The following is a 22,522-nucleotide window of genomic DNA, read 5'->3' as shown; positions in this document are numbered from 1 at the left end:
AACATTCCATGTCTAGTGGCGATGGCGGAGAGGCCACACCTGTTCCCATGCCGAACACAGAAGTTAAGCTCTCCAGCGCCGATGGTAGTTGGGGTTTCCCTGCGAGAGTAGGACGCTGCTAGGCAATACATAATAAATATTATGGATGCGATGAGCCGCATTGAGACCGTAAGGTCTCTTTTTTTTATATATATTGAGGTGATCTTTTGAAACTTGTTACGAATTCATTAGAAGACACAGTTGAACTCGGTAACCGTTTAGGACAAACTCTAAAGCCTGGAATGACTTTATTATTAGAAGGTGATTTAGGTGCAGGAAAAACGACACTTTCACAAAGCATAGGTAAAGGTTTAGGTGTAAAACGTCATATGACAAGTCCTACATTTAGTATTATTAAAAGTTATAAGGGCAAATATAGAGTCCATCACATGGATTGTTATCGTCTTGAAGGTAGTGACGAAGATCTAGGGTTTGACGAGTATTTCAATGATGAAGATATTGTCCTTGTGGAATGGTATACTTTTATTGAAGATTATTTGCCAAGTGAGTATTTACATGTCGCTATTCGTTATATAGATGAAACGACACGTGAAATTGAATTTACTCCAGTTGGTGATAAGTATATTGAGTTAGTTGGTGAACTAAGTGAAAACACTATTAATTGATACGTCAGATCAAGTATTATCTGTAGCAGTAACAGATACTATTATTTTGGGTGAAATTAATATTAATATAAAAAGAACACATTCAGAAACACTCATGCCATATATTAGTGAGTTATTAAATATGACGAATGTGAAGAAGAATGAATTAGAACAAATTGTTGTGTCTAATGGTCCAGGATCTTATACAGGTGTGAGAATTGGTGTGACTGTAGCTAAGACTTTAGCTGTTGCATTAAACATTCCTATTTATACTGTATCGAGTCTATTTGTCATGGCTGCAAGCGTCCGAGGTGTTGTTGCTCCAGTCATAGATGCACGAAGAGGAAATGTGTATGGTGCGATCTATGAGTTAGACGGTGAATCATTCGATACTTTAAAAGAGCCGATGTATTTATCTTTTGAGGAATTTAGTGAAACTGTTAAAGATACAGGTGCAATCGTGATAGGGAATACAGATCTAAAGCAAAACTTTGAAGGTAATGTCACACATGTGATGAGTCGTGTTGGAAATGTTGTGAATTATACTGATGCGCTCGTTGAAGTAGATGCACACAGTGTAGTTCCAGAATATCTAAGAATATCGGAGGCGGAACGTAATTGGATAGAATCAACATCCGAAAAATGATGCTAGACGATATTGATGACGTTCATAAGATTGAGAAAGAAGCCTTTCCATTTACGACATGGAAAAAAGAAACTTATATCCATGAAGTGACGCTGAATAATTTTGCGCACTATTTTGTCTTAGAAATAGACGAAAGTATCATTGGCTATATTGGTATGTGGATAGTGATTGATGACGGACAAATTACGACTATTGCTGTAAAGAGAGAGCATCAGGGCAGAGGGTATGCAAAAAAACTAATGAATTTTGCAATGGATTATATGCAGCCACCTGTTAAAAAAGTGTCATTAGAAGTAAATGTTAAAAATGAGAGTGCAATCAAACTGTATGAATCTCTCGGATTTCTATACGGAGGAATCCGAAAGGAGTATTACGGACCAGGTATGGATGCACATGTAATGTGGGTGAATTTAGATGAAAGACATTAAAATCTTAGCAATTGAAACAAGTTGTGATGAGACGGCTGCAAGTGTGGTTCAGAATGGTAACAAAGTGCTTTCTAACGTCGTTATCAGTCAAATTGAGAGTCATAAACGCTTCGGTGGTGTGGTTCCAGAGGTCGCAAGTAGACACCACGTAGAATTGATTACTATCGTTATTGAAGAAGCAATGCAAGAAGCAAATCTTAAGCCAGAGGATCTCGATGCAGTTGCTGTGACATATGGTCCAGGTTTAATTGGTGCCTTGCTTGTCGGTCTGAATGCTGCAAAAGCATACGCATTTGCGCACGACTTACCACTTATTCCAGTACATCATATTGCTGGTCATATTTACGCGAATCAACTTGAGCGTAAGCTTCAATTCCCACTCGTTGCTTTAATCGTTTCTGGAGGTCATACAGAGCTTATTAAGATGAATGAGCACTTAGACTTTACAGTGCTCGGAGAGACACGAGACGATGCTGTAGGTGAAGCATACGACAAAGTTGCACGTGTTTTAGGTTTACCATATCCTGGTGGACCTGAAATCGACCGACTTGCAAAAGAGGGTGAGGATACGTACAAGTTTCCACGAGCGTATCTTGATAAAGACAGCTACGACTTTAGTTTCAGTGGTCTAAAATCAGCAGTCATCAATACGCTTCATAACGAGCGCCAAAAGAATAATCCAATTAATGAAAAAGACGTTTCACGTAGCTTCCAGGAGAGTGTGATCGATGTGTTAACTGAGAAGACATTAGATGCGATTATCTCTGAAGACGTTAAAGATTTAATTGTTGCAGGAGGAGTAGCTGCGAACAGTGGATTAAGAGGGCGCTTTGAAACATTAAGTGAAAAACACGGATTTAATCTTTACATCCCAGCCCTTAAGTATTGTACAGATAACGCTGCAATGATCGGAGCAGTTGCATACGAGTTATATCTCAAAAAACACTTTGCAGATTTAGATTTAAATGGACAAAACTATATAGATATAGAAGAATTTAGCTTCTAAAAGTTTACCTTCCAATTAATAAATTGGAAGGTATTTTTTTGATTTTAGAACATATGTTTTATCGTTTACACTTACTTTACGCTGTGTTCTTGTCAATACAGAACATACGTTTTATCCACAATTGTGGATAACTTGTTGATAACTATGTGAGTAATTCTGTAAAACAGTGGATAAGTGTGTGGATAACTCTGTAATTTGTGGATAATTACGGAGGAAAGTGATAAAATCAACATTTTTCATGTGTATAACTAAACAACGAACATAGTATCGAAAATAAGAACTTGACGTTAATCAAGTTCTAATTCGGATAATCGTTCGACTGCAGATTCCCAGTTTTCCATAGCAGTTTCTAGGTCTCTGTTCATCTTATTTAGTTGTGCATTCAGTTCATCTAATTTTTCATAGTCATTAAAAATCTCAGGGTTTGTCATTTCTAATTCTATTGTTTCGATCTGAGTCTCTAAATTATGAATCACTGTTTCAACAGCATCTCGTTCACGTTCAATCTTTTGGATTTCAGAACGTCGCTCTTTCTGCTCTTGATAATCCATGTTCACATCTTTTTTCTCTTCCACTTGCGGAACTTCATTTGCACTTTCTTCTGCTAAACGTTCTTCCTTCTTATGAAGATAATATTCATAATCACCATTTACTAAAAAGACATCATCATGTCCGATTTCCATAACTCTGTTCGCAATTTTTCTGATAAAGTAACGGTCATGCGAAACGACAATCAGAGTACCAGGGTAGTCGAGTAACGCTTGTTCTAGGACTTCCTTACTATTGATGTCTAAATGGTTCGTCGGTTCGTCTAATATCAGAACGTTATTCTTTTCAAGCATGAGTTTCGAAATCTGAATACGGGCTTTTTCTCCACCGCTCAAGTGGTCGACATATTTCATAACATCGTCTTTTGAGAATAAGAATTGACCAAGCACACTTCTAATATCTTTTTCAGACATGTGTGGATATTCTTTCCATAACTCTTCTAGTACCGTGTTATTAGATGAAAACTCGGCTTGCTTCTGGTCATAATATCCAATCGAAACATTCGTACCATATAAAATGTTCCCATCAATCGCTGGAATGAGTTTTGCGATCGTTTTAATTAACGTCGATTTCCCAATACCGTTCGGACCAAGAATCGCAAGGCGGTCTTTCTTTTCAACATAGAAATTAAGGTGAGCATTTAACGTTAGGTCATCGTAACCAATTGCTAAATCATTTACTCGGAGAACGTCATTTCCACTTTCTTTTTCAATATCAAAATGGAAACTTGCCTTTCTATGGTCGTAATCCGGACGATCCATGACATTCATATGCTCAAGCATCTTTCGCCTACTCTTTGCCATGCCACTCGTAGATGCACGTGCTATATTTTTTTCTACAAATGTCTCGAGCTTTTTAATTTCTTTTTGTTGAGCTTCGTAGAGTTTCATCTGCTGCTTATAGATTTCTTCTTTTTGAGTCATATAAAGAGAATAGTTACCGTGATAGACAGTACCTTTGCCGTATTCAATTTCATAGATAGAGTCAACCGTCTGGTCTAAGAAATAACGATCGTGTGAGATAATTACAATCGCACCTGTATAACGTTTCAAATACGACTCTAGCCATTCAACCGTCTCTAAGTCCAAGTGGTTCGTAGGCTCATCCAAAAGAAGCACATCCGGACGCTCTAACAGCATCTTACCTAACGCAAGACGTGTTTTCTGACCACCAGAAAACTCGTTAATGTTTCGATCTAAATCTGAGAGTTCGAAATTTAATCCAGTTAATACTGTCTTAATTTCAACATCAATCGTATATCCATGATGAGTTTCAAAATAAGATTGGAGTGATTCAAACTCTTTAATTTTTGAATTATAGTCTGGATGCGTATATTCATGTTTTGAGAGCCATTCAGTGACATCATCCATCTTGTCTTTTACGTTCAGAACTTCACTAAAGGCAGACTCCATCTCACTTCGAACTGTAGCGTCACTATCTAAAGTCATTTGTTGTGATAAATACCCAACTGTAATGCCTTTCGGTGTTGAGATAATACCGTCATAAGAAAGCACGCCAGCCATCATGCGCATGAGCGTCGTTTTACCGGCACCATTTTTACCAACAATACCAGTTGTTTTGCCTGTTTTTATCTCTAAATTTATACCATGTATGATATCTGTCCCACTAAAATGTTTGCTCACATTTTGGAGTTGCATAACAATCATTTTTTTAACCTCGCTTTAGAATAATTTTACATCATTTTAGATTCGTTTACGACATATAAAAATTCACATAAAAGCATGCAAGTTTATGGTATAATTGGAGAACAAGATGTATGAGGTGAGAACGGTTGTCAAAAAAACGTAAAATTCCTAATGCGACACTAAACCGATTACCCCTTTACTTTAAGTATTTTAAGCAAAGTGAAGATAACGGTGTAGACAGGGTGTCATCTAGAGAAATCAGCGAGGCACTCGATATAGATTCGGCGACAATTCGCCGAGATTTTTCATATTTCGGAGAACTCGGTCGTAAAGGCTATGGGTATAATGTTCGTGCGCTCGTTAAGTTCTTTTCAGAACAAGTTCAAGGCACAGGATTAAAACATGTAATTTTAGTCGGAACAGGAAACCTTGGTAGTGCACTTTTAAACTACAAATTTACAAATATTCATGATAAGATGAGTATCGTAGCAGCATTTGATAATAAGGAATCTATCATTGGAAATGTCATCAATGAAGTAGAGGTCTTACACACAGATAAATTAGAGGAAGTCATCAAAGACCATCACGCAGAAGTGGCCATTCTTACTGTACCAGGTGAAGCGGGAGTTAAAATTGCTGAACGCCTTGAAGCCGCTGGCATTAAAGGAATCCTAAACTTCACACCTGAAAAGTTAGAAGTGTCTAAAAAAGTTACTGTTCACAACATCGACTTAGGTGTTGAGATGCAAGCATTATTATTTTATATGAAGCATAAATAACAGAGGAGGAATATTATGAGCATTTTATTACCAATAACGCTTATGGTTCCAGCACCAATTAGTTTAATCATAATTGCTGCGATTGCGCTATTAATTTTCGGACCAACAAAATTACCACAACTCGGTCGTTCAGTAGGGACTACGTTCAAAGAATTTAAGGCTGGTTTCAACGGTTTAGCTGATGACGAAGAAGAAAAAGAAGAGCCTAAAAAACTTGAAGAAGTCAGCACTGTTAAAGCAGAAGATAAAGTAACGAAATAAAGATTATCTGAGGTGGCCCTGGCCGCCTCTTTTTTCAATGAGGTGAGAAATGTATGCATGAAGAAAAAGAAATAATGGAGCACTTAGATGAGCTTAGAAAACGGGTGCTATTTACTGCATACTTCTTTGTTGCAGCAATATTTGTTGGATTTTTCTTCGCAAAACCAACAGTAAAGTTTTTACAAAATGCACCATGGACGGATTCAATAGAAATGCATGCATTTAACGTTACCGATCCATTAAAAATATATCTAACTGTTATTGTCGTAATAGCATTTATCATCGTTTCTCCAATTATTCTATATCAACTATGGGCATTTGTATCACCAGGATTATACGAAAATGAGCGCAGAGTGACGCTTCTATATATTCCTGTCGCATTTGTACTCATGATTATCGGAATTGTATTTAGTTATTTTGTATTAGTACCTTACATAATTGAATTCACATTCCAGCTTTCGAACGATATGGGAATCGTGACAACAATCGGTATCAATGAATACTTTGGATTCTTGATGAGAACAGTTTTACCATTTGGTGTCGTATTCCAAATGCCAATACTTGTTTTATTCTTAACACAACTTGGAATCATCACACCGATGATGTTAAAGAAATACCGTAAGTATGCATATTTTGTACTGTTTGTAATTGCTGCGATTATCGCGCCACCTGACTTAATGACACACGTCTTACTTACAATTCCAATGATTCTTTTATATGAGATTAGTATCATTGTTTCAAAAACAGGTTATAAGAGATATTTAAAATCTGAAGAAAAAGCACTACTACAATCATTAGAGGAGGATGAGTAATGGATAGACTCGAGCATATAGACAATGAAATTCTAGACAAAGCAATTGAAGAATCCATGCATTCTCCTTATCGCCTCGGGTATCATGTACAACCTGTGGTCGGCACTATGGGAGCACCATGTGGCTTTTGTTACATCAATGGTTTATTCCACCTGTTCTATGAATGGCAGCCAACAGTGACAAATGATAGTGTGACGTATCTATACCACGTGACAACTGAAGACTTAGTTACGTTTAATTACGAAGGTGTGAAGGTGCGTCCTGAAAGTCTTTATGATAACTATAATATTTATGGCGGAAGCCTCGCAGTCGTGAATAATGTACTCACACTTTTCTACACAGGGATTCAGGAGAAAAATGGTGAATATATTACCCATCAACTCGCTGGTGAAATTGATACAGGATTTAAGGTTCAAAAATTACCTGCACCAATTATTCGTGGGATACATTCGAAATATAACACGTATTTTAGAAATCCGTATGTCTTTACGGAAGGCTCTGAAGTTAACTTAATGCTCGGTACTATGAATGAATCTGAATTTGGTCGTGCCGTCATGTATCGAGGGGAGTCTGTAGAATCACTCAATCTCTTAGGAGAGCTCAATACAGGATACGATATGTTTGGATATTTCTGGGAATCTCCTGAAATATTCCCAATTGATGATGCCGCAATTATGATTTTAAACCCAAGAGGGTTAGATAAATATAAGAATAATTTTTGGAATATCTATCAGTCTGGCTATATGGTTAATGATTTTGAGTACAATTCACTTTTTGTAGATCATGACGACTTCCATGAATTTGATAATGGATTTGATTTTTACAGACCCGTTACAACATTAGATAAAAACAACACCCGCATCATGATTGCATCGATGTCCGCTCATGAGTCAGAGTATCCAACAGAAAAAGATGGATTTAAAAATGCGCTGACGATCCCTCGCGTGTTAACGATCAAAGAAGATCGTGTGATTCAAACGCCACACCCGAACCTTAAAAAGTTAAGGGGAGAGAAGATTACTGCACTTGGTTACTTTGATCAGTATCCAAAGAAAATACAGGATTTTTACGGAAGTCAGTATGAATTATGTATTGAATTAAAAGAGTTAACGACAAATGAGATCTCGTTTTTACTTAGAAAAAGTCGTAGAGAAGAAACGGTCATTAAGTACAATGTAGAAAATCAGACCGTTATCTTAGACCGCACATTCAGTGGAGAGCCAATTAATGAAGTCGATGGTACAACACGAACGGTAGAACTCTTACGTCCACTAGAAAACTTAACTGTTTTTATGGATCGAACAAGCATCGAGGTATTTTTAAATGATGGAGAGCATACGATGACAGCGCGTATCTTCCCAAGTGAGGAAGCAGTGGGGGTAGAGCTCGTGACTGAAAACGGCGATTGCCTTGTTGAGATGACGTATTATAAATTATCGAGCATTATGGAAGCGCCTGTAATCACAAGTAGAGACAAGATTTAAGATACATAGCATTTACGGATTTAATAATTTGGGGTGATTAGAGTGTATTCTGTTCTTGATCAGATTAAAAAAATGTATGAGACGATGACTCCTGTCGAAAAGAAAATTGCAGACTACATTTTGAATAATTCTGAAGCGGTCACTAAAATGGCAGTTAAAAGAATTGCTGAAGAGAGTGGCACAAGTGACGCGGCAATCGTACGCTTTTCAAAACGCATTGGTCTAAGCGGCATAAAAGCGCTAAAGATGGAGCTTGTTAAAGAGCTCACTGAAAACACAGATACAGGGTTATCTCGAACGATCGATATAAACACAGATAATCATGAGTTAATCTTTCAGAAAGTGTTTCAAAATACATTAAGATCTCTGTACAACACTGAAAAAATCATTAACCATAAAAGAGTCATAGAATCTGCACAACTCATTGTGAAAGCAAATCGATCACTCATTTTTGGCGTATCAGACTCAGCAAACACAGCAAAAGATTTAGAACAAAAATTACAACGATTAAACTTCAACGCATATTTCACTTCAGATCGTACACTCATGATGGAGCGACTGAAAACTGCGAATGATAAAGATATTCTTTTTGTTGTGTCAGCGAAAGGACACTCTACAGAAGTCATTGATGTTTTAAAGCTTGCTAAAGAGCAAAAACTTAAAACAATTGTACTGACTCAACAAAATGTCATGCAGCTTGCACGTCTTTCTGACGTTAAGATTGAAATTAGTTCAGAAGAATCTAATGTAGTGGATATCAATATGACAAACAGAATTTCTCAACTCATGGTAATCGATGTTTTATTCTTCTATATTTGTAAGAGCGTCAAAGACACTGCAAATTACAAGAGATTAAATATATTAGATATTTAAAATTAAATGTATATCTCATGATTATTAAGAGTATGTAACAATCCCTATATTTAATGGAATAGATGGCTTTACTTTAATATAATTGAAGAAAAGATGAATGGACGCGTGGTAAAAAATGCTGAAAACAATTAAATTAATGAATGGCATCCTGATCGGGTCATTTTTAATTTGTGTTTCTACAGATTCGGTAGTAAGCGCAGAAGAAGTGCCGACAGAAATACTATCAGAACCTGTAAATGACGCGCGTGATTCTAAAGATAAATTAATTGAAGTTCTAAATAAAGAAAATGAACTAACAGAAAATTCTGAAGCAGTGGCTGAAGAGATAGAAGTTAATCATCCATCTGTAGAGACGCCTGAACAAAATGACAATGTGACATCACCAACTGAATCCAATGATGTTGAAGCAATACAAGAGTCAAACGTGAATACAAAAGCTGAAGAGAGTGAATCAGAAGTAGGTACTGAAGAATCTGATGAAGCGGGCGTCTCTAATGAAGAAAACACTGGTGATACTACAGAAGAACCTGTAATAACCGAACCAGAAGTACCGACCGAAGAGGAAAATCCAGGTGATGGTACAGAACCAGATACAGGCAATGAAGGTACTGACAATGATGGAGACACGTCAACTCCTGATGAGCCTGGTGAAGGAAACAATGAGCCTACTGACGACAATGACTCTGATAATAGCGGTAATGAAGGATACGTCCCGCCATCTTCAGAAATTGATGATTTAGACGACAAAGTCAAAGATGCATTCAAACCAATTGAGATACCAGAAGAAGACACAACAGTGGAAGAACCAACTAATAATACAGACAACAATACGACTTATCAAAATAATGATACTTCTAAACAAGAAACACAAACAAATATTGCCAATAAAGATAAAAAGAAAAAGATAACGAAGTATAACATTGATCGTCTACCTGAGACAGGAATTACGGATAATATCGAATTGATTTACATTTTCGAAATTATCATTCTTGGTTTCGCATTACTCTTACTTTCATTTAAACCAGTGAGAAAATCTCATAAAAAATAAACAAAAGACCTTTTAATTTCCATGACGGATTTAGAAGGTCTTTTCTTTTTAATTATTATAGGTTTTTATCGTCGATGCTATTTAAGAAATCTTTTACGTGTGAGACGATTGATTCTAACGTACCATCTTCAAACGGAGAAAGTAGGTTTGCAGTTTTTACAATTTCACCGAATGGTAATGATCCGCCAAGCTTACAAATTGTAAGATAGTCGTTCCATGCACTGTCGAAGTCTTCATTTGCACGTTTCCAGAACTGTAGCGCACATACTTGAGCGAGTGTATAGTCAATGTAGTAGAACGGTGCACCGAATACGTGACCTTGGCGATGCCATAATGAACCATGAATCAATGGTTCAATTCCATCATAGTCCGTTTCAGGAAGATATTTCTGTTCAATCTTTTTCCACTCGTTACGACGTTCTTCTGGAGTGAGTTGAGGGTTTTCATACACCACATGCTGGAACTCATCAATTGCTACACCATATGGTAAGAATTCTAACGCACCAGATACGTGTGAGAACTTGAATTTATCCGTGTCTTCTTCGAAGAATAATTCCATCCAAGGATATGTGAAGAACTCCATACTCATAGAATGAATTTCAGCTGCTTCATAAGTTGGCCAAATATATTCAGGAACAATCACATCTCTTGATGAATACACTTGGAACGCATGTCCTGCTTCATGTGTTAATACTTCTACGTCCCCCTGAGTACCGTTGAAGTTAGAGAAAATAAATGGTGCTTTATAGTCATTGATGTATGTACAATAACCGCCACCTTCTTTACCTTTTTTAGCTTCAACATCAAAGAGATCACGCTCAGTCATGAATGTATAGAACGCATCTGTTTCAGGTGAAAGTTCTTTGTACATTTTAGCACCCTTAGCCATGATTTCTTTAGTAGAGCCTTTAGGAGTAGGATTTCCATTATTAAACTCAAATGCTGAGTCGTATGATTTCAGTGAATCCACACCGATGCGTTCTTTTTGGCGACGTTTTAAATCACTAACGATTGGTACAACATGTTCTTTAATTTGATTACGGAAATTCTCAACCATTTTTCTGTCATAGCCGATTCGGTTCATACGAATATATCCGAGCTCAACAAAGTCTTTAAGTCCAAGTTGTTTCGCCATTTTGTCGCGGACTTTAACGAGATTATCATAAATTGTATCAATCTTGTCTAGGTTTTCACCCATGAATCCTTGAACCGCAAGAGATGCATTTTTACGTACATCACGATCACTATCGATCATATATTTACCAAACTCAGTCAGTGATAATTTCTTACCATCGAAGTCAATTTGTGCACTCGCGAGAAGTTTAGAATACTCAGTTGTGAGTCTGTTTTCTTCTTTCATTAAGTCCATGATAGAAGGGTCGAATTCTTTAACAGCATTATCTGTTAAAGCAAATAATTGATAACCAAATTCTTGTTCTAAATCATTTCTATACTTACTTTGTGCAAGTCTCTTTTGGAATTTGTTTTCTAGCTCAGACACATTTGGACCAAACTCATCGTAGAAATTACGCTCTTCATCGTAAAACTTATCGTTTGTATCGATAGATGCTCTAATAGACGCAAGTGTATGCATACTATAGTACTTACTCATCAAATCATTATAATCATAGATTGCCTGTTTTTCATCTTCAACACTTTCTGATTTGTCAAACGCTTCCAAAACTTTGTTGACTGAAGCAGTAAGTGCGTCTAGATCTGGACGTTTGTATTCAAAATCTTTAAACTTAGTAACCATTGTGTCACTCCTTTTAATTGTTAGATTCTATTTTACACTACTCTAAATAAATATGGAAAGTCATGGTTTACGGTTGTGTATAAAAGGCTATAATGTACTATAGACTTTTATTAAGGAGACACACCAATGAAAAAATTTTTAGTACCGATCATAGTTGTTGTTGGTATCATTGTAGTCGCTGCAATGATTATCATGCCTAAGTACAATAGCTTTGTTCAATTAGATGAAGAAGTAAATCAAAAAGAAGCACAAATTGAAACACAACTACAGAGACGTGGAGAACTTATTCCTAACTTAGTAAGTACCGTTCAAGGATATGCGTCACACGAAAAAGAAATCTTTACGGAAGTTGCTGAAGCACGTTCTAAACTTGCTGGTGCGAACGGAGTAGAAGAGATGAGTGCAGCGAACGATGAAATGACGTCAGCACTATCTCGTTTACTTGCGGTTGCAGAGAACTATCCAGAACTTCAAGCGAGTGAACAGTTCACTGGTTTAAGAGACGAATTAGCAGGAACTGAAAACAGAATTGCTGTCGCAAGAAATGACTATAACACAGCAGTTCAAGAGTTCAACAGACAAACGCGCACATTCCCAAGTAACATTATCGCAACAATTTTTAACTTCGATAAGAAGCCATACTTTGAAGCAGACGCAAATGTTAAAAACGCGCCGAAAGTAGATTTTAATACAAATCAAGAGGATAACTCTGGTGAGGACTAATGAAACGTCTTGTTGCACTCATTGCAATACTATTCTTATTTTTAAGTTCAAGCGCTAGTGCACGCATAGAGTTACCTGAACTTAATACATCACATCTATTTGTTCAAGATAATGCGCACTTATTAACAGAAGCAGAAATCAATGAATTAAACGCGCTCGGCACTCACCTTGAAAAAGGGACAGGCGTTGAGCTACTCCTACTTACTATGGATAGTGTAGGTCAAGAACATCGACAAGATTTTGCTTTAAGAGCACTCAGAGAATATGGTGTAGGTAAAAAAGAACGAGACAACGGGATTGTTATATTCTTAAACATGGACAATGGTAATGAATATAATAACCGTGGTATTGACATACAGGTAGGCTATGAAGTCGAAGGATATTTAAACGATGCAAAATTAGGTAATATCATCGACACAGTAGCCATGGATGATTTTAGAAAAGGGGATTATGCTTCGGGAATAAAAAATCTATACAAAGCAATCTATGACGAGAGTCTAGATGCATATGGATGGGATCCTGAATCACAAGAATTCACAAACGATCAACCACAGAATACGGAAGAAACCCCTTCACTCTTTGAAGTCATTTTATCTATCATATTTATTATGATTGTAATTTGGCTACTCTATAAAGGGGGGAGTGGTGGTGGACGTCCACCTGGCGGACGTCGTAGACGCGGTCTTTATCCACCAATCTTTACAAGTGGTTCCGGTGGCCATGGTGGCTTCGGAGGTGGCTTTGGTGGCGGATCAAGCGGCGGTGGGTTTGGCGGCTTCGGCGGTGGTTCCGGAGGCGGCGGAGGCGCAGGTCGTGGATTTTAGAAATGGACAGTACATGAAATATGTACTGTTTTTTCCTATGAAAAACATTAAAAAATGATATAGGTCAATTTATTTAGAAAAATTTTCATATATACTGTTATCAGTATAAATATTAGAGGAGTGTTATTGTGTTAACAGAACAAGAGAAAGACATTATTAAAAGCACTGTACCTGTTTTAGAAGAGTACGGTACAGGAATAACGAAGACTTTCTATAAGAATATGTTTGAAGCTCATCCGGAGTTATTAAACATGTTTAACCAAACAAACCAAAAGGTAGGAGATCAGCCAGAAGCACTTGCTAAGACTGTACTTGCGGCTGCACGTCATATTGACAACCTTGAAGCCATTCTTCCTGCTGTCATTGGAATTGGACACAAGCACCGTGCACTAAATGTAAAACCTGAGCACTACCCAATTGTTGGTAAATATCTGTTAGCTGCAATTCAACATGTACTTGGTCTTGAATCGTCAGATAAAATCCTAAGCGCTTGGGAAAAATACTACGGTGTAATTGCGCAAGTATTTATCGATGTTGAAAAAGATATGTATAAAGAAGCAGACTGGGATGGATTCCAACCTTTCGAAGTCATCAACAAAGAATTTCTTTCGGATGATATCGTTAGATTTACAGTTAAAAATGATGAGCTTAAGTTTGGAGTACAAGCAGGTCAATATATCACTGTAAAAGTTAAACCAGAAAATTCAGATTACGAAGCTTTAAGACACTACTCAATCTCAAGTATTGACACTTCAAAAGGTTTACAGTTCGCTGTAAGACGTGAAGGTAAAGGCGACGAGAAAGGTGTTGTATCACACCACATGTTTAACGATTTAAATATTGGTGACACTGTTGAAATCTCAGCACCAGCTGGAGACTTCTTACTTGATCCATCAGATGATCACTTACTATTCATTGCAGGTGGAGTAGGTATCACACCAGTGATGTCAATGATCGAGGAAGCAATGGGTAACAATAAAAATATTAAATTAATCTACAGTGTAAGAAATGAATCAGAGCTTCCATTCAAAGAAGAGCTAGAAGCGCTGAAAGAAAAAATTGATGTAGAAGTACGATTCACACATGAAAAAGGTCGTTTATCTGGTAAAGACTTCAGAGACTATGTAGAACACTCAGTATATCTCTGTGGGTCTATGGACTTCATGCAATCAATGATTCACTTCTTACAAGATGAAGGATTCGAAATGAACCAAATCAACTACGAACCATTCGGTCCGAAGATGAGTATTTCCATCTAATTATTTTCCAATAAAAATGACGATATGAGGGTTTCTCATATCGTCATATTTTTTTAGAATAAATGAATGATCGCTTGTGCGACTGATTGTAGTTTTTCGATTGCCTCGATGTGATCTTTTAAAACGACTTGTAATAGTACGACGATACCGTTCATCAGCATGTGCACCATGATTGGTACAATCAAGCGTTTTGTCATCAGATATACAAAGCTAAATGTGTAGCTCATTGCGAGATAAATAATGATGTGGGTAAAGTCCCAGTGTGCGAGTGCAAAAACGAGTCCACTGATGAGTCCTGCAAGTAAGAATGCAACAACTTTATTCATTCTAGCCATGAGTTCATACAACTCTGCAAAGATCGCTCTTCTAAATACATACTCTTCAATAATCGGCCCGAGAACGACAACGAGAATTACCATATAAGGTGCACTGAGTACCATGTCAATAATACCTTCGGTATTTTGACTTTCTATTGGATTTTGAAGTACGTAGACGTTGATGAGTCCTGCAATGATTTGAGAGGTATAAGCTAAGAACGTCCCACCAATAATCCAAAGGACCGTCGCATATAATGGTGATTTCTTCTCACTACGCTCGAAGATGTTTTTATCTTTATGTGTATTTCCTAAAATAATCACTGCGATTGCTCCGAGTACAAACGCACCGAATTGGTAAGGCATCACTTTATTTAATAACTCAGCCTGTGTTAAATCTTGATTTGTAAAACCTATGACCATTGCTATGGGTACGACAGCGACTTGTACAACAATAAAAGTAAGTATAATAAATAAACTAAATGCTTTTCTCATAACGTCCTCCTAAAGAAGTCATAGTGTTAGTTTACATGAAATTAAAGTCACACTAAAGATAAATCTTTTGGATTGATTCTTGACCAATTTTGATGTAATATAAAAATTGTTAGCAATGCTCTATTAAGAGTGCTAAAAATTATATTTTGGAGGGGATTTTATGTTAAGACCTTTAAGAAATAGAGTTATTGTAGAAAGAAATGAAAATGAAGAGTCTACTAAAAGTGGCATTATTATTACGGATTCTTCAAAAGAAAGGCCATCTCAAGGAAAAATAATTGCAGTGGGGCCTGGGCGATTAAGAGAAAGTGGAGAATTACAACCAATGTCTGTTGAGGTTGGTGAAGAAGTTTACTTCTCTAAATATGCAGGGGAAGAAGTAGAGTATGAAGGTAATAAATATTTAATTTTAGATGATGATGATATTTTAGCAGTAATTGAGTAAATGGAGGATTTTAAACGATGGCTAAAGAGTTAAAGTTTTCAGAAGATGCACGTCAATCGATGCTAAATGGTGTAGAAAAATTAGCGAAAGCAGTACGTGTTACATTAGGACCTAAAGGACGTAACGTTGTTTTAGATAAATCATATACAACACCACTCATCACAAATGATGGTGTAACAATTGCAAAAGAAATTGAATTACAAGATCGCTTTGAGGACATGGGTGCAAAACTTGTAGCAGAGGTTGCAACTAAAACTAACGAAATTGCAGGTGACGGTACAACAACAGCAACAGTACTTGCACACTCAATGATTGAAGAAGGACTTAAAAACGTAACAGCAGGTGCAAACCCTGTAGGCATTCGTCGTGGTATCAGCCGTGCAGTAGAAGTCGCTGTAGAAGAATTAAAAGCAATTTCTAAATCAGTGCAAGATAAAGACTCAATCGCTCAAGTAGGCGCAATTTCAGCGAATGATGAAGAAGTCGGAAAATTCATTTCAGAAGCGATGGAAAAAGTTGGAAAAGACGGTGTGATTACAATTGAAGAATCACGCGGATTAAAAACAGAATTAGAAGTCGTTGAAGGAATGCAATTTGACCGTGGGTATTCATCTCCATACATGGTGACAGACTCAGAAAAAATGGTTGCAGATTTAGAAAATCCATACATTTTAATTACAGATAAGAAAATCTCAAACTTCCAACAAGATTTATTGCCAATATTAGAGCAAATTGTGCAGCAAGGTAGACCAATTTTAATCATTGCAGACGATGTAGAAGGTGACGCACTTGCAAACCTTGTCTTAAACAAACTCAGAGGTACATTCACAGCAATTACAGTTAAAGCACCAGGATTTGGAGACCGTCGTAAAGAAATGTTACAAGACATTGCAATTTTAACTGGTGGACAAGTGATTTCAGAAGAACTTGGATTTGAGTTAAAAGACACGACACTCGATATGCTCGGACGCGCATCACGTGTACAAGTGACAAAAGATGACACAACAATCGTCGAAGGCGCAGGAGATGAAGCGGCGCTCGAAGGACGTGTGAAACAAATTAAAGCACAACTTGAAAATACGGATTCAAATTTCGATAGAGAAAAATTAGAAGAACGACTTGCAAAACTTTCAGGTGGGGTTGCGGTAATCAAAGTAGGAGCAGCAACAGAAACAGAGATGAAAGAACGTAAGCTACGTATTGAAGATGCTTTAAACTCTACACGTGCAGCAGTAGAAGAAGGTATTGTTGCAGGTGGAGGAACAGCACTTGTACAAGTGTATGATAAAGTTGCTCAAATCGAAGCAGAAGACGATGAAAAGACAGGAATTAATATTGTCTTAAAAGCATTAGAAGCACCATTACGTCAGATTGCAGAAAACGCAGGACAAGAAGGATCAGTCATTGTATCGAAGTTGAAAGAACAGGCGCAAGGATTTGGATACAATGCAGCAACAAACGAATGGGTGAATATGATTGAAGCGGGAATTGTAGACCCAACAAAAGTAACAAGAAGTGCACTGCAAAACGCAGGATCAGTAGCTTCAATGTTCTTAACAACAGAAGCAGTAGTCGCAGACATCCCAGAACCAGAAAGCAATATGGATATGGGAATGGGCGGCATGCCGGGAATGATGTAATAAATTAGGACTCTCTCACCTAGGTGGGGGAGTTTTTTTGTTGAGATAAATTATTATATAATTGATAGAATTATATAATAATTTTAAGAATAAATGATATGATTAACTTGAGTATGACAAAAATTACTGTTATTTGGAAGTGATTAAAGTGAAGGGTAAAAATGCTTTAATTGAATATATTAATAACAATATACGTTTTGGATCAGTGCTTGATGATAAACGATTAATACAATTGTATCGCGAGTATTCATTAAACTTTTCTGAAAAAATTGAAGTATTTAATGAGTTGAATTCATTGGATATAAAGTTAAATTCTTATTCCAAACACTATCATCTAAATGTACTAAACACCTTAATTGTATGTTTAGAGAATGAAAAAGAAATACATAAGTATCAAATTGAAGAAGTATTAGAGAAAAATAATGTGTACTCACAATACTATGAAGAAATATTTAAAGAGATAGATAAAAGAAATCTTGTTAAAATAATAGAGACTGAATATAAAGATGAATTCGATTTTCTAGAGGACTTTAATGATATAGATTTAGATGAATTTTTATCCTCAGAAAACTTAACTTCAGAATTAAAAAAATACGAAGATATTGTTGATAAATCCTTTAATATAGATTATTTGACTTCTTATAAGGAAGGTATTGATCAAGAGTCAGCAGTTGAAAATTTAATTATTGCTAATAGAGGATTGGTTAAGAAAATAGCAAAACAATATTCAGGATTAGTAACAACAAGTCTTGATAAAGATGACATTGAACAATTTGCATTAGAAGGGTTATTAGAAGCTATAAAAAGATTTGAAGTAGCAAAAGGATATCAATTTTCTACTTATGCATACTGGTGGTTAAGACAAGCGACAAGCAGAGGCATTTATGAAACAGCAGATATGATTAGAATTCCAATACATATGCGAGAAAGAATCAATAAATTGCAAAAAATAGAAAAGGAATTATCTGTATATTTAGGTAGAGATGTAACAAATTTTGAACTTTCAAATGAGATGGATATTTCAGAGGACGAGATTAGAAAAATTAAGTTTTTAATTTTCCAATCAAACATTCCTAGTCTCGATATTTCTGTTAATGAAGATGGAGACACATCGCTTGTAGAAATGATTGAAGATACTGATGGTGAATTAGTTGAAGAAAGAGTAATAGAAAATAGTCTAATCAATGACATAAATAATTTACTAACAAACAATTTGACTAAAAGAGAGAAAGAAGTATTAATTTACCGATTTGGACTAGAGGGTAGACAAGAAAAAATGACATTGGAAGAAATTGGAAAGATTTTCAGTGTTACAAGAGAAAGAATCAGACAAATAGAAGCAAAAGCTCTAAGAAAATTACGTACACCAAAATTAAAAAAAATTTTAGAGGAGTATTTTTATGAAACTAATTAATAAGTGCAATAAAATTTTTGAGGAAGTAGGACCTTCCATTCTTGTATTAAGCGGATTTGATACAGAAAGTTTAAGTAAAGAGAACAAATATTTTAAGTTCGACCTTAGCAACATAGATCAAATAGATTTAGATGAGGTATACAAAACAGTAAGAACAACTTTAATAGAAAATTTAGACAGCAATGATAGTTATAAATGGATGACGATAGAAGAGTATCAACTATTTAAAAGACATAGCAATATTAATGATATGAAGATAGTATCATTAAAAAACAATTTATATGATAAACAATTTCCATATAATGGCCTATTGTCAGATGTGGATAAAATATATAAAAACTACTACTTCGATGAAGAAAATGAGTTATCTAAAGAAGAGTTAAAGACTTTAGAAAATGTAAATACTTTTTATGGAAAAATAAACTATTCGAAGCAAAGAAATGTTTATTATGTTACATATCCAGAATTTGAACAAGATGTAGAAGAATATTATTTTTATGATCAAGAGGACTACAAAGCAATACAGGAAGAAAATCTACCAGAGAATATTTATCAAGTTGAGTTATCAGAGGATGAGATACCTTTTCTTGATATAGTAAGTGATTTATCAAGTAATGAGAAATTCGATGCAAATATTGTTTTCGTTACTTCAGGAGATTCTGTAATAAATTATAATAACTATTTATCTAGAATAAATATCTTATCTAAAATAACAAACAAGAAATTTTATTTTTCTACTCACTCATTACAAAGAAAAGCTATAAAGAATGAACAAGAATATAAAAGCATCCTAAATAACATTTATGGTTATGATTATTTTAAAGACATAGCATTCTATAAAAATATTGATGAAAAATCTAGTGAAACCATCGAAATATCTCAAATGCAGATAATCGATGATATAGTCAATGAAGCAGAAAAAGCTATGTTAGGAGAAGATTTTAGAGATATTTATATTACGGCTTCAACTGGAGCAGGAAAATCACTTATGTTCCAAATTCCTGCTCTTTATTTATTAGATAAATATCCAGTAGAAAGACCAATTACAATAGTAATTTCTCCTTTGATTGGATTGATGAATGATCAGGTTTCAAGCATGAAAAGGAAAGGTATAAAAAACTCAGCTACTATTAATGGTAATACACTTCCTTTTGATAAAGAGAAAATTCTTGAAAATGTAGCGAATAAAGAAGTTGATATTCTATATATATCGCCAGAAACTCTTCAATCAAGATCAGATATTAAGACATTGATTTCAGATCGCAGTATTGGTGCGGTTATTATTGATGAAGCACATATAGTAACAACTTGGGGAAAATCATTTAGATCAGATTATTGGTATCTAGGGATATATTTAACTAAATTAAGAAAAGAATATAAATTTCCTATTATTACTTTTACAGCTACATCAATTTATGGTGGAAAAGAAGATATGTACATCGATACTAGGAACAGCTTGAATATGATAAGTCCGATTTCCTATTTTGGTAAAGTTAGAAGAGAAGAAATATTGATGAATGTTGTTAGTAGCGAAAAAACTTATAATTTAGAAGGTAATGATTATAGAAAAACAAAAAATGTTTTAGCTTTAAGACACTTAGTAAGAGCAAGTAAAAATAATGAAAAATCTTTACTTTACTTCCCAACAGTGAGGTTATTAAATGAATTTGGAGAGTTTCTAAAAAAGAATGAACCTAAATTATATGAAGATACTGGTAGATACTTCGGTAATTTACAAAAAGAAGAAAAAGATGAAGTGTTAAATCAATACCAATCCGGAGAAATAAAATTTGTCTTAGCAACAAAAGCATTTGGTATGGGAATTGATATTCCAGATATAAAGTATGTATATCATTACGCACCAACAGGTAATGTTGTTGACTATATCCAAGAAATTGGAAGAGCAGCAAGGGATAGAGATAAGGTTACTAACCGTTATGGGATAGCAGAGATTGATTTTTTACACAGAGATATGAATGAAGTCATGAGATTATATGGTATGTCTTCAATAAGAAAGCAACAAATTTTAGATGTAATGGCAAAGATTGTTCAAATCTATAAGAAAAATAATAATCGTAATATGATTATAAGTCCTGAGGACTTTAAACATATATTTGAAGATAATAACGTACATGAAGATTCTTTAGATAATAAAGTGAAAACAGTATTGTTGATGATAGAAAAAGATTTTGAATCTCCGAACAAATTAGGATACCCACCATTTGTCGCAAGACCAAGGAATGTCTTCGGAAATGATTTAATTTTTGTATCAAGAGATTTTGAGAAAAAGCTGTTAAGTTCTAACCTTGGAAAGCATGTGAAGAAACTTTATGATATCGACGGTAAATATTATTCAATGGTATATGAATTAAAGTTAAGTGAGATTTGGGAAAAGCATTACAATAAGTATTCATATCCAGATTTTAAGAGAAGATTATTCACACCTGAAGAACGAGACAAGCTACAGCACGCTAACTTATTTAGTGAATTAACATTTGCGTCTGGAGTAATTGTTACACCAAGTAGTGGATATAATGATATTCGAATCCTACAAGAATATGAAGAGACAATGAAAGCATTTGAAAGCTTTTCTAATAACTATAGAATATCTGATAAACATTTTACAGTAAGAGACCTTGGTCGCCATTTTAAAAAGTCGTTAAAAATTAACGATGAATTTAAGGCTATGACTGTGGCTCAAAGTGTGATTAACGCAGCATTTGAATTTTCAAAGATTAATGAAATTAAATTTATTACGGATAGATCTATCAGTAGTGAAACACAATCTCGATATAAAATAACTCAAGATGTAGACTTGTTTAAGAAGTTCATACTAAATAATATAAAGAATTGTTTAACCCCATCAATGAACTTTGTACAAAAAGAAGATAGCATGATCACTTTCCATAGTCGTACAAAATTGGGGAACAAGTCTGAAATGGACGCAAAAATAGCGACATTAGGTATTGGTGATGTACAAAAAATATTGAGTTTCAAAGTAATCGGCGGATACAACCCACAAATATATTTAAGAATGAACTCTATTTATCCAATGGAAAGAGCTATAGCAGAAGGAGATTTCTACAAAAACAATATTCTTCAAGATGTTCAAAACAAACATTATACTAGTGTAGAAATGCTTAGATATCTATTTACGAAAAAGTTTGACGTGAAAAGTAATGGAGAAAGAATTAAAAAATATACTGAATGGTTTTGGGATGTAATTGAAGAATACTTTATGGGTAAGATTCCTCAAGAAGTAGAAGACAATATAAATAGACTAAGAAGATAGTTCATACTATTGAACAGACTAATTACAGTAACAAGAAGTGCACTGCAAAACGCAGGATCAGTAGCTTCAATGTTCTTAACAACTGAAGCAGTAGTCGCAGACATCCCAGAACCAGAAAGCAATATGGATATGGGAATGGGCGGCATGCCGGGCATGATGTAATAAATTAGGACTCTCTCACCAT

At 35.3% G+C, this 22,522-nt stretch carries 21 protein-coding genes and 1 rRNA gene; 19 read left to right on the top strand and 3 right to left on the bottom strand.

Going from position 1 to position 22,522, the window contains the following annotated elements:
* The first annotated feature begins 11 nt into the window (after nt 1–11).
* The 5 genes from rrf to tsaD all read left to right on the top strand — a co-directional run bounded on the left by rrf (nt 12) and on the right by tsaD (nt 2,724).
* Nucleotides 12–124 (top strand): 5S ribosomal RNA (gene rrf / locus IEU51_RS09000).
* A gap of 82 nt (nt 125–206) precedes the next feature.
* Nucleotides 207–665, top strand: coding sequence for a tRNA (adenosine(37)-N6)-threonylcarbamoyltransferase complex ATPase subunit type 1 TsaE (gene tsaE / locus IEU51_RS08995; RefSeq protein WP_186088403.1), 459 nt, complete (start codon nt 207–209; stop codon nt 663–665).
* Nucleotides 646–1,290, top strand: coding sequence for a tRNA (adenosine(37)-N6)-threonylcarbamoyltransferase complex dimerization subunit type 1 TsaB (gene tsaB, locus IEU51_RS08990; RefSeq protein WP_186088404.1), 645 nt, complete (start codon nt 646–648; stop codon nt 1,288–1,290). Before tsaE ends, tsaB begins: the two co-directional genes overlap by 20 nt.
* The gene (rimI, locus tag IEU51_RS08985; RefSeq protein WP_229713934.1) at nt 1,263–1,718 is read left to right on the top strand and encodes a ribosomal protein S18-alanine N-acetyltransferase; all 456 of its coding nucleotides are present in this window, start codon (nt 1,263–1,265) and stop codon (nt 1,716–1,718) included. The genes tsaB and rimI overlap by 28 nt, the downstream gene beginning before the upstream one ends.
* Nucleotides 1,705–2,724, top strand: a complete 1,020-nt coding sequence (tsaD, locus tag IEU51_RS08980; RefSeq protein ID WP_186088405.1) for a tRNA (adenosine(37)-N6)-threonylcarbamoyltransferase complex transferase subunit TsaD — start codon at nt 1,705–1,707, stop codon at nt 2,722–2,724. The genes rimI and tsaD overlap by 14 nt, the downstream gene beginning before the upstream one ends.
* Nucleotides 2,725–3,011: 287 nt before the next feature.
* Here the strand turns inward: tsaD and IEU51_RS08975 are convergent, their stop codons facing one another.
* Entirely contained in the window at nt 3,012–4,940 is a 1,929-nt protein-coding gene (locus IEU51_RS08975) for an ABC-F family ATP-binding cassette domain-containing protein (RefSeq protein ID WP_186088406.1), read from the bottom strand.
* A 125-nt stretch (nt 4,941–5,065) separates the two neighbouring features.
* On the opposite strand from IEU51_RS08975, the gene IEU51_RS08970 reads away from it, so the two are divergent.
* The 6 genes from IEU51_RS08970 to IEU51_RS08945 all read left to right on the top strand — a co-directional run bounded on the left by IEU51_RS08970 (nt 5,066) and on the right by IEU51_RS08945 (nt 10,176).
* Complete coding sequence (locus tag IEU51_RS08970; RefSeq protein WP_186088407.1) at nt 5,066–5,698, top strand: redox-sensing transcriptional repressor Rex; 633 nt, start codon at nt 5,066–5,068, stop codon at nt 5,696–5,698.
* 15 nt (nt 5,699–5,713) lie between these two features.
* Nucleotides 5,714–5,959, top strand: a complete 246-nt coding sequence (gene tatA, locus IEU51_RS08965; RefSeq protein WP_308808187.1) for a twin-arginine translocase TatA/TatE family subunit — start codon at nt 5,714–5,716, stop codon at nt 5,957–5,959.
* Between the two features lie 53 nt (nt 5,960–6,012).
* Entirely contained in the window at nt 6,013–6,771 is a 759-nt protein-coding gene (tatC, locus tag IEU51_RS08960; protein WP_186088408.1) for a twin-arginine translocase subunit TatC, read from the top strand.
* Nucleotides 6,771–8,255 carry a glycoside hydrolase family 32 protein gene (locus IEU51_RS08955; protein WP_186088409.1) on the top strand — a complete coding sequence of 495 codons (1,485 nt, stop codon included), beginning with the start codon at nt 6,771–6,773 and terminating at the stop codon, nt 8,253–8,255. The genes tatC and IEU51_RS08955 overlap by 1 nt, the downstream gene beginning before the upstream one ends.
* A gap of 42 nt (nt 8,256–8,297) precedes the next feature.
* Nucleotides 8,298–9,128 carry a MurR/RpiR family transcriptional regulator gene (locus IEU51_RS08950; RefSeq protein ID WP_186088410.1) on the top strand — a complete coding sequence of 277 codons (831 nt, stop codon included), beginning with the start codon at nt 8,298–8,300 and terminating at the stop codon, nt 9,126–9,128.
* A gap of 115 nt (nt 9,129–9,243) precedes the next feature.
* Complete coding sequence (locus IEU51_RS08945) at nt 9,244–10,176, top strand: midas domain-containing protein (RefSeq protein ID WP_186088411.1); 933 nt, start codon at nt 9,244–9,246, stop codon at nt 10,174–10,176.
* Nucleotides 10,177–10,231: 55 nt separating this feature from the next.
* Here IEU51_RS08945 and IEU51_RS08940 read toward each other — a convergent pair whose 3' ends face one another.
* Nucleotides 10,232–11,932, bottom strand: coding sequence for a M3 family oligoendopeptidase (locus tag IEU51_RS08940; protein WP_186088412.1), 1,701 nt, complete (start codon nt 11,930–11,932; stop codon nt 10,232–10,234).
* Nucleotides 11,933–12,058: 126 nt separating this feature from the next.
* On the opposite strand from IEU51_RS08940, the gene IEU51_RS08935 reads away from it, so the two are divergent.
* The 3 genes from IEU51_RS08935 to IEU51_RS08925 all read left to right on the top strand — a co-directional run bounded on the left by IEU51_RS08935 (nt 12,059) and on the right by IEU51_RS08925 (nt 14,738).
* On the top strand, nt 12,059–12,655 hold the full coding sequence (locus IEU51_RS08935) for a LemA family protein (protein ID WP_186088413.1): 597 nt from the start codon (nt 12,059–12,061) through the stop codon (nt 12,653–12,655).
* Nucleotides 12,655–13,479: a TPM domain-containing protein gene (locus IEU51_RS08930; protein WP_186088414.1), complete on the top strand. Its 825-nt coding sequence runs from the start codon at nt 12,655–12,657 to the stop codon at nt 13,477–13,479. The genes IEU51_RS08935 and IEU51_RS08930 overlap by 1 nt, the downstream gene beginning before the upstream one ends.
* Before the next feature lie 128 nt (nt 13,480–13,607).
* Complete coding sequence (locus tag IEU51_RS08925) at nt 13,608–14,738, top strand: globin domain-containing protein (protein ID WP_186088415.1); 1,131 nt, start codon at nt 13,608–13,610, stop codon at nt 14,736–14,738.
* A gap of 53 nt (nt 14,739–14,791) precedes the next feature.
* On the opposite strand, the gene IEU51_RS08920 is transcribed toward IEU51_RS08925, so the two are convergent.
* Nucleotides 14,792–15,547, bottom strand: a complete 756-nt coding sequence (locus tag IEU51_RS08920) for a CPBP family intramembrane glutamic endopeptidase (RefSeq protein ID WP_186088416.1) — start codon at nt 15,545–15,547, stop codon at nt 14,792–14,794.
* Nucleotides 15,548–15,707: 160 nt separating this feature from the next.
* On the opposite strand from IEU51_RS08920, the gene groES reads away from it, so the two are divergent.
* The 5 genes from groES (at nt 15,708) to IEU51_RS08895 (ending at nt 22,500) form a co-directional block, all read left to right on the top strand.
* Nucleotides 15,708–15,992, top strand: a complete 285-nt coding sequence (groES, locus tag IEU51_RS08915; protein ID WP_186088417.1) for a co-chaperone GroES — start codon at nt 15,708–15,710, stop codon at nt 15,990–15,992.
* Nucleotides 15,993–16,009: 17 nt separating this feature from the next.
* Nucleotides 16,010–17,632 carry a chaperonin GroEL gene (groL, locus tag IEU51_RS08910; RefSeq protein ID WP_186088418.1) on the top strand — a complete coding sequence of 541 codons (1,623 nt, stop codon included), beginning with the start codon at nt 16,010–16,012 and terminating at the stop codon, nt 17,630–17,632.
* Nucleotides 17,633–17,765: 133 nt separating this feature from the next.
* A complete protein-coding gene (locus IEU51_RS08905) occupies nt 17,766–19,046 on the top strand; it encodes a sigma-70 family RNA polymerase sigma factor (RefSeq protein ID WP_188349300.1) in 1,281 nt (426 codons plus the stop codon).
* Nucleotides 19,033–22,338, top strand: coding sequence for a helicase-related protein (locus tag IEU51_RS08900; RefSeq protein ID WP_188349299.1), 3,306 nt, complete (start codon nt 19,033–19,035; stop codon nt 22,336–22,338). Before IEU51_RS08905 ends, IEU51_RS08900 begins: the two co-directional genes overlap by 14 nt.
* Nucleotides 22,339–22,347: 9 nt before the next feature.
* Nucleotides 22,348–22,500 (top strand): hypothetical protein, encoded by a 153-nt coding sequence (locus IEU51_RS08895; RefSeq protein WP_186088607.1) that lies wholly within the window; start codon nt 22,348–22,350, stop codon nt 22,498–22,500.
* The last annotated feature ends 22 nt before the right edge of the window (nt 22,501–22,522 follow it).

It is taken from the genome of Phocicoccus schoeneichii (genome assembly GCF_014635565.1).
Lineage (GTDB): Bacteria > Bacillota > Bacilli > Staphylococcales > Salinicoccaceae > Phocicoccus > Phocicoccus schoeneichii.
This window is presented reverse-complemented; position numbering and strand designations above follow the sequence as displayed.

Bases quoted from the DNA above. Each gene is read 5' to 3' on its own strand.
- tsaD (WP_186088405.1), top strand. From the start codon at position 1,705: ATGAAAGACATTAAAATCTTAGCAATTGAAACAAGTTGTGATGAGACG.
- IEU51_RS08975 (WP_186088406.1), bottom strand. From the start codon at position 4,940: ATGATTGTTATGCAACTCCAAAATGTGAGCAAACATTTTAGTGGGACA.
- tatA (WP_308808187.1), top strand. From the start codon at position 5,714: ATGAGCATTTTATTACCAATAACGCTTATGGTTCCAGCACCAATTAGT.
- tatC (WP_186088408.1), top strand. From the start codon at position 6,013: ATGCATGAAGAAAAAGAAATAATGGAGCACTTAGATGAGCTTAGAAAA.
- IEU51_RS08955 (WP_186088409.1), top strand. From the start codon at position 6,771: ATGGATAGACTCGAGCATATAGACAATGAAATTCTAGACAAAGCAATT.
- IEU51_RS08945 (WP_186088411.1), top strand. From the start codon at position 9,244: ATGCTGAAAACAATTAAATTAATGAATGGCATCCTGATCGGGTCATTT.
- IEU51_RS08940 (WP_186088412.1), bottom strand. From the start codon at position 11,932: ATGGTTACTAAGTTTAAAGATTTTGAATACAAACGTCCAGATCTAGAC.
- IEU51_RS08935 (WP_186088413.1), top strand. From the start codon at position 12,059: ATGAAAAAATTTTTAGTACCGATCATAGTTGTTGTTGGTATCATTGTA.
- IEU51_RS08930 (WP_186088414.1), top strand. From the start codon at position 12,655: ATGAAACGTCTTGTTGCACTCATTGCAATACTATTCTTATTTTTAAGT.
- IEU51_RS08920 (WP_186088416.1), bottom strand. From the start codon at position 15,547: ATGAGAAAAGCATTTAGTTTATTTATTATACTTACTTTTATTGTTGTA.
- groES (WP_186088417.1), top strand. From the start codon at position 15,708: ATGTTAAGACCTTTAAGAAATAGAGTTATTGTAGAAAGAAATGAAAAT.
- groL (WP_186088418.1), top strand. From the start codon at position 16,010: ATGGCTAAAGAGTTAAAGTTTTCAGAAGATGCACGTCAATCGATGCTA.
- IEU51_RS08900 (WP_188349299.1), top strand. From the start codon at position 19,033: ATGAAACTAATTAATAAGTGCAATAAAATTTTTGAGGAAGTAGGACCT.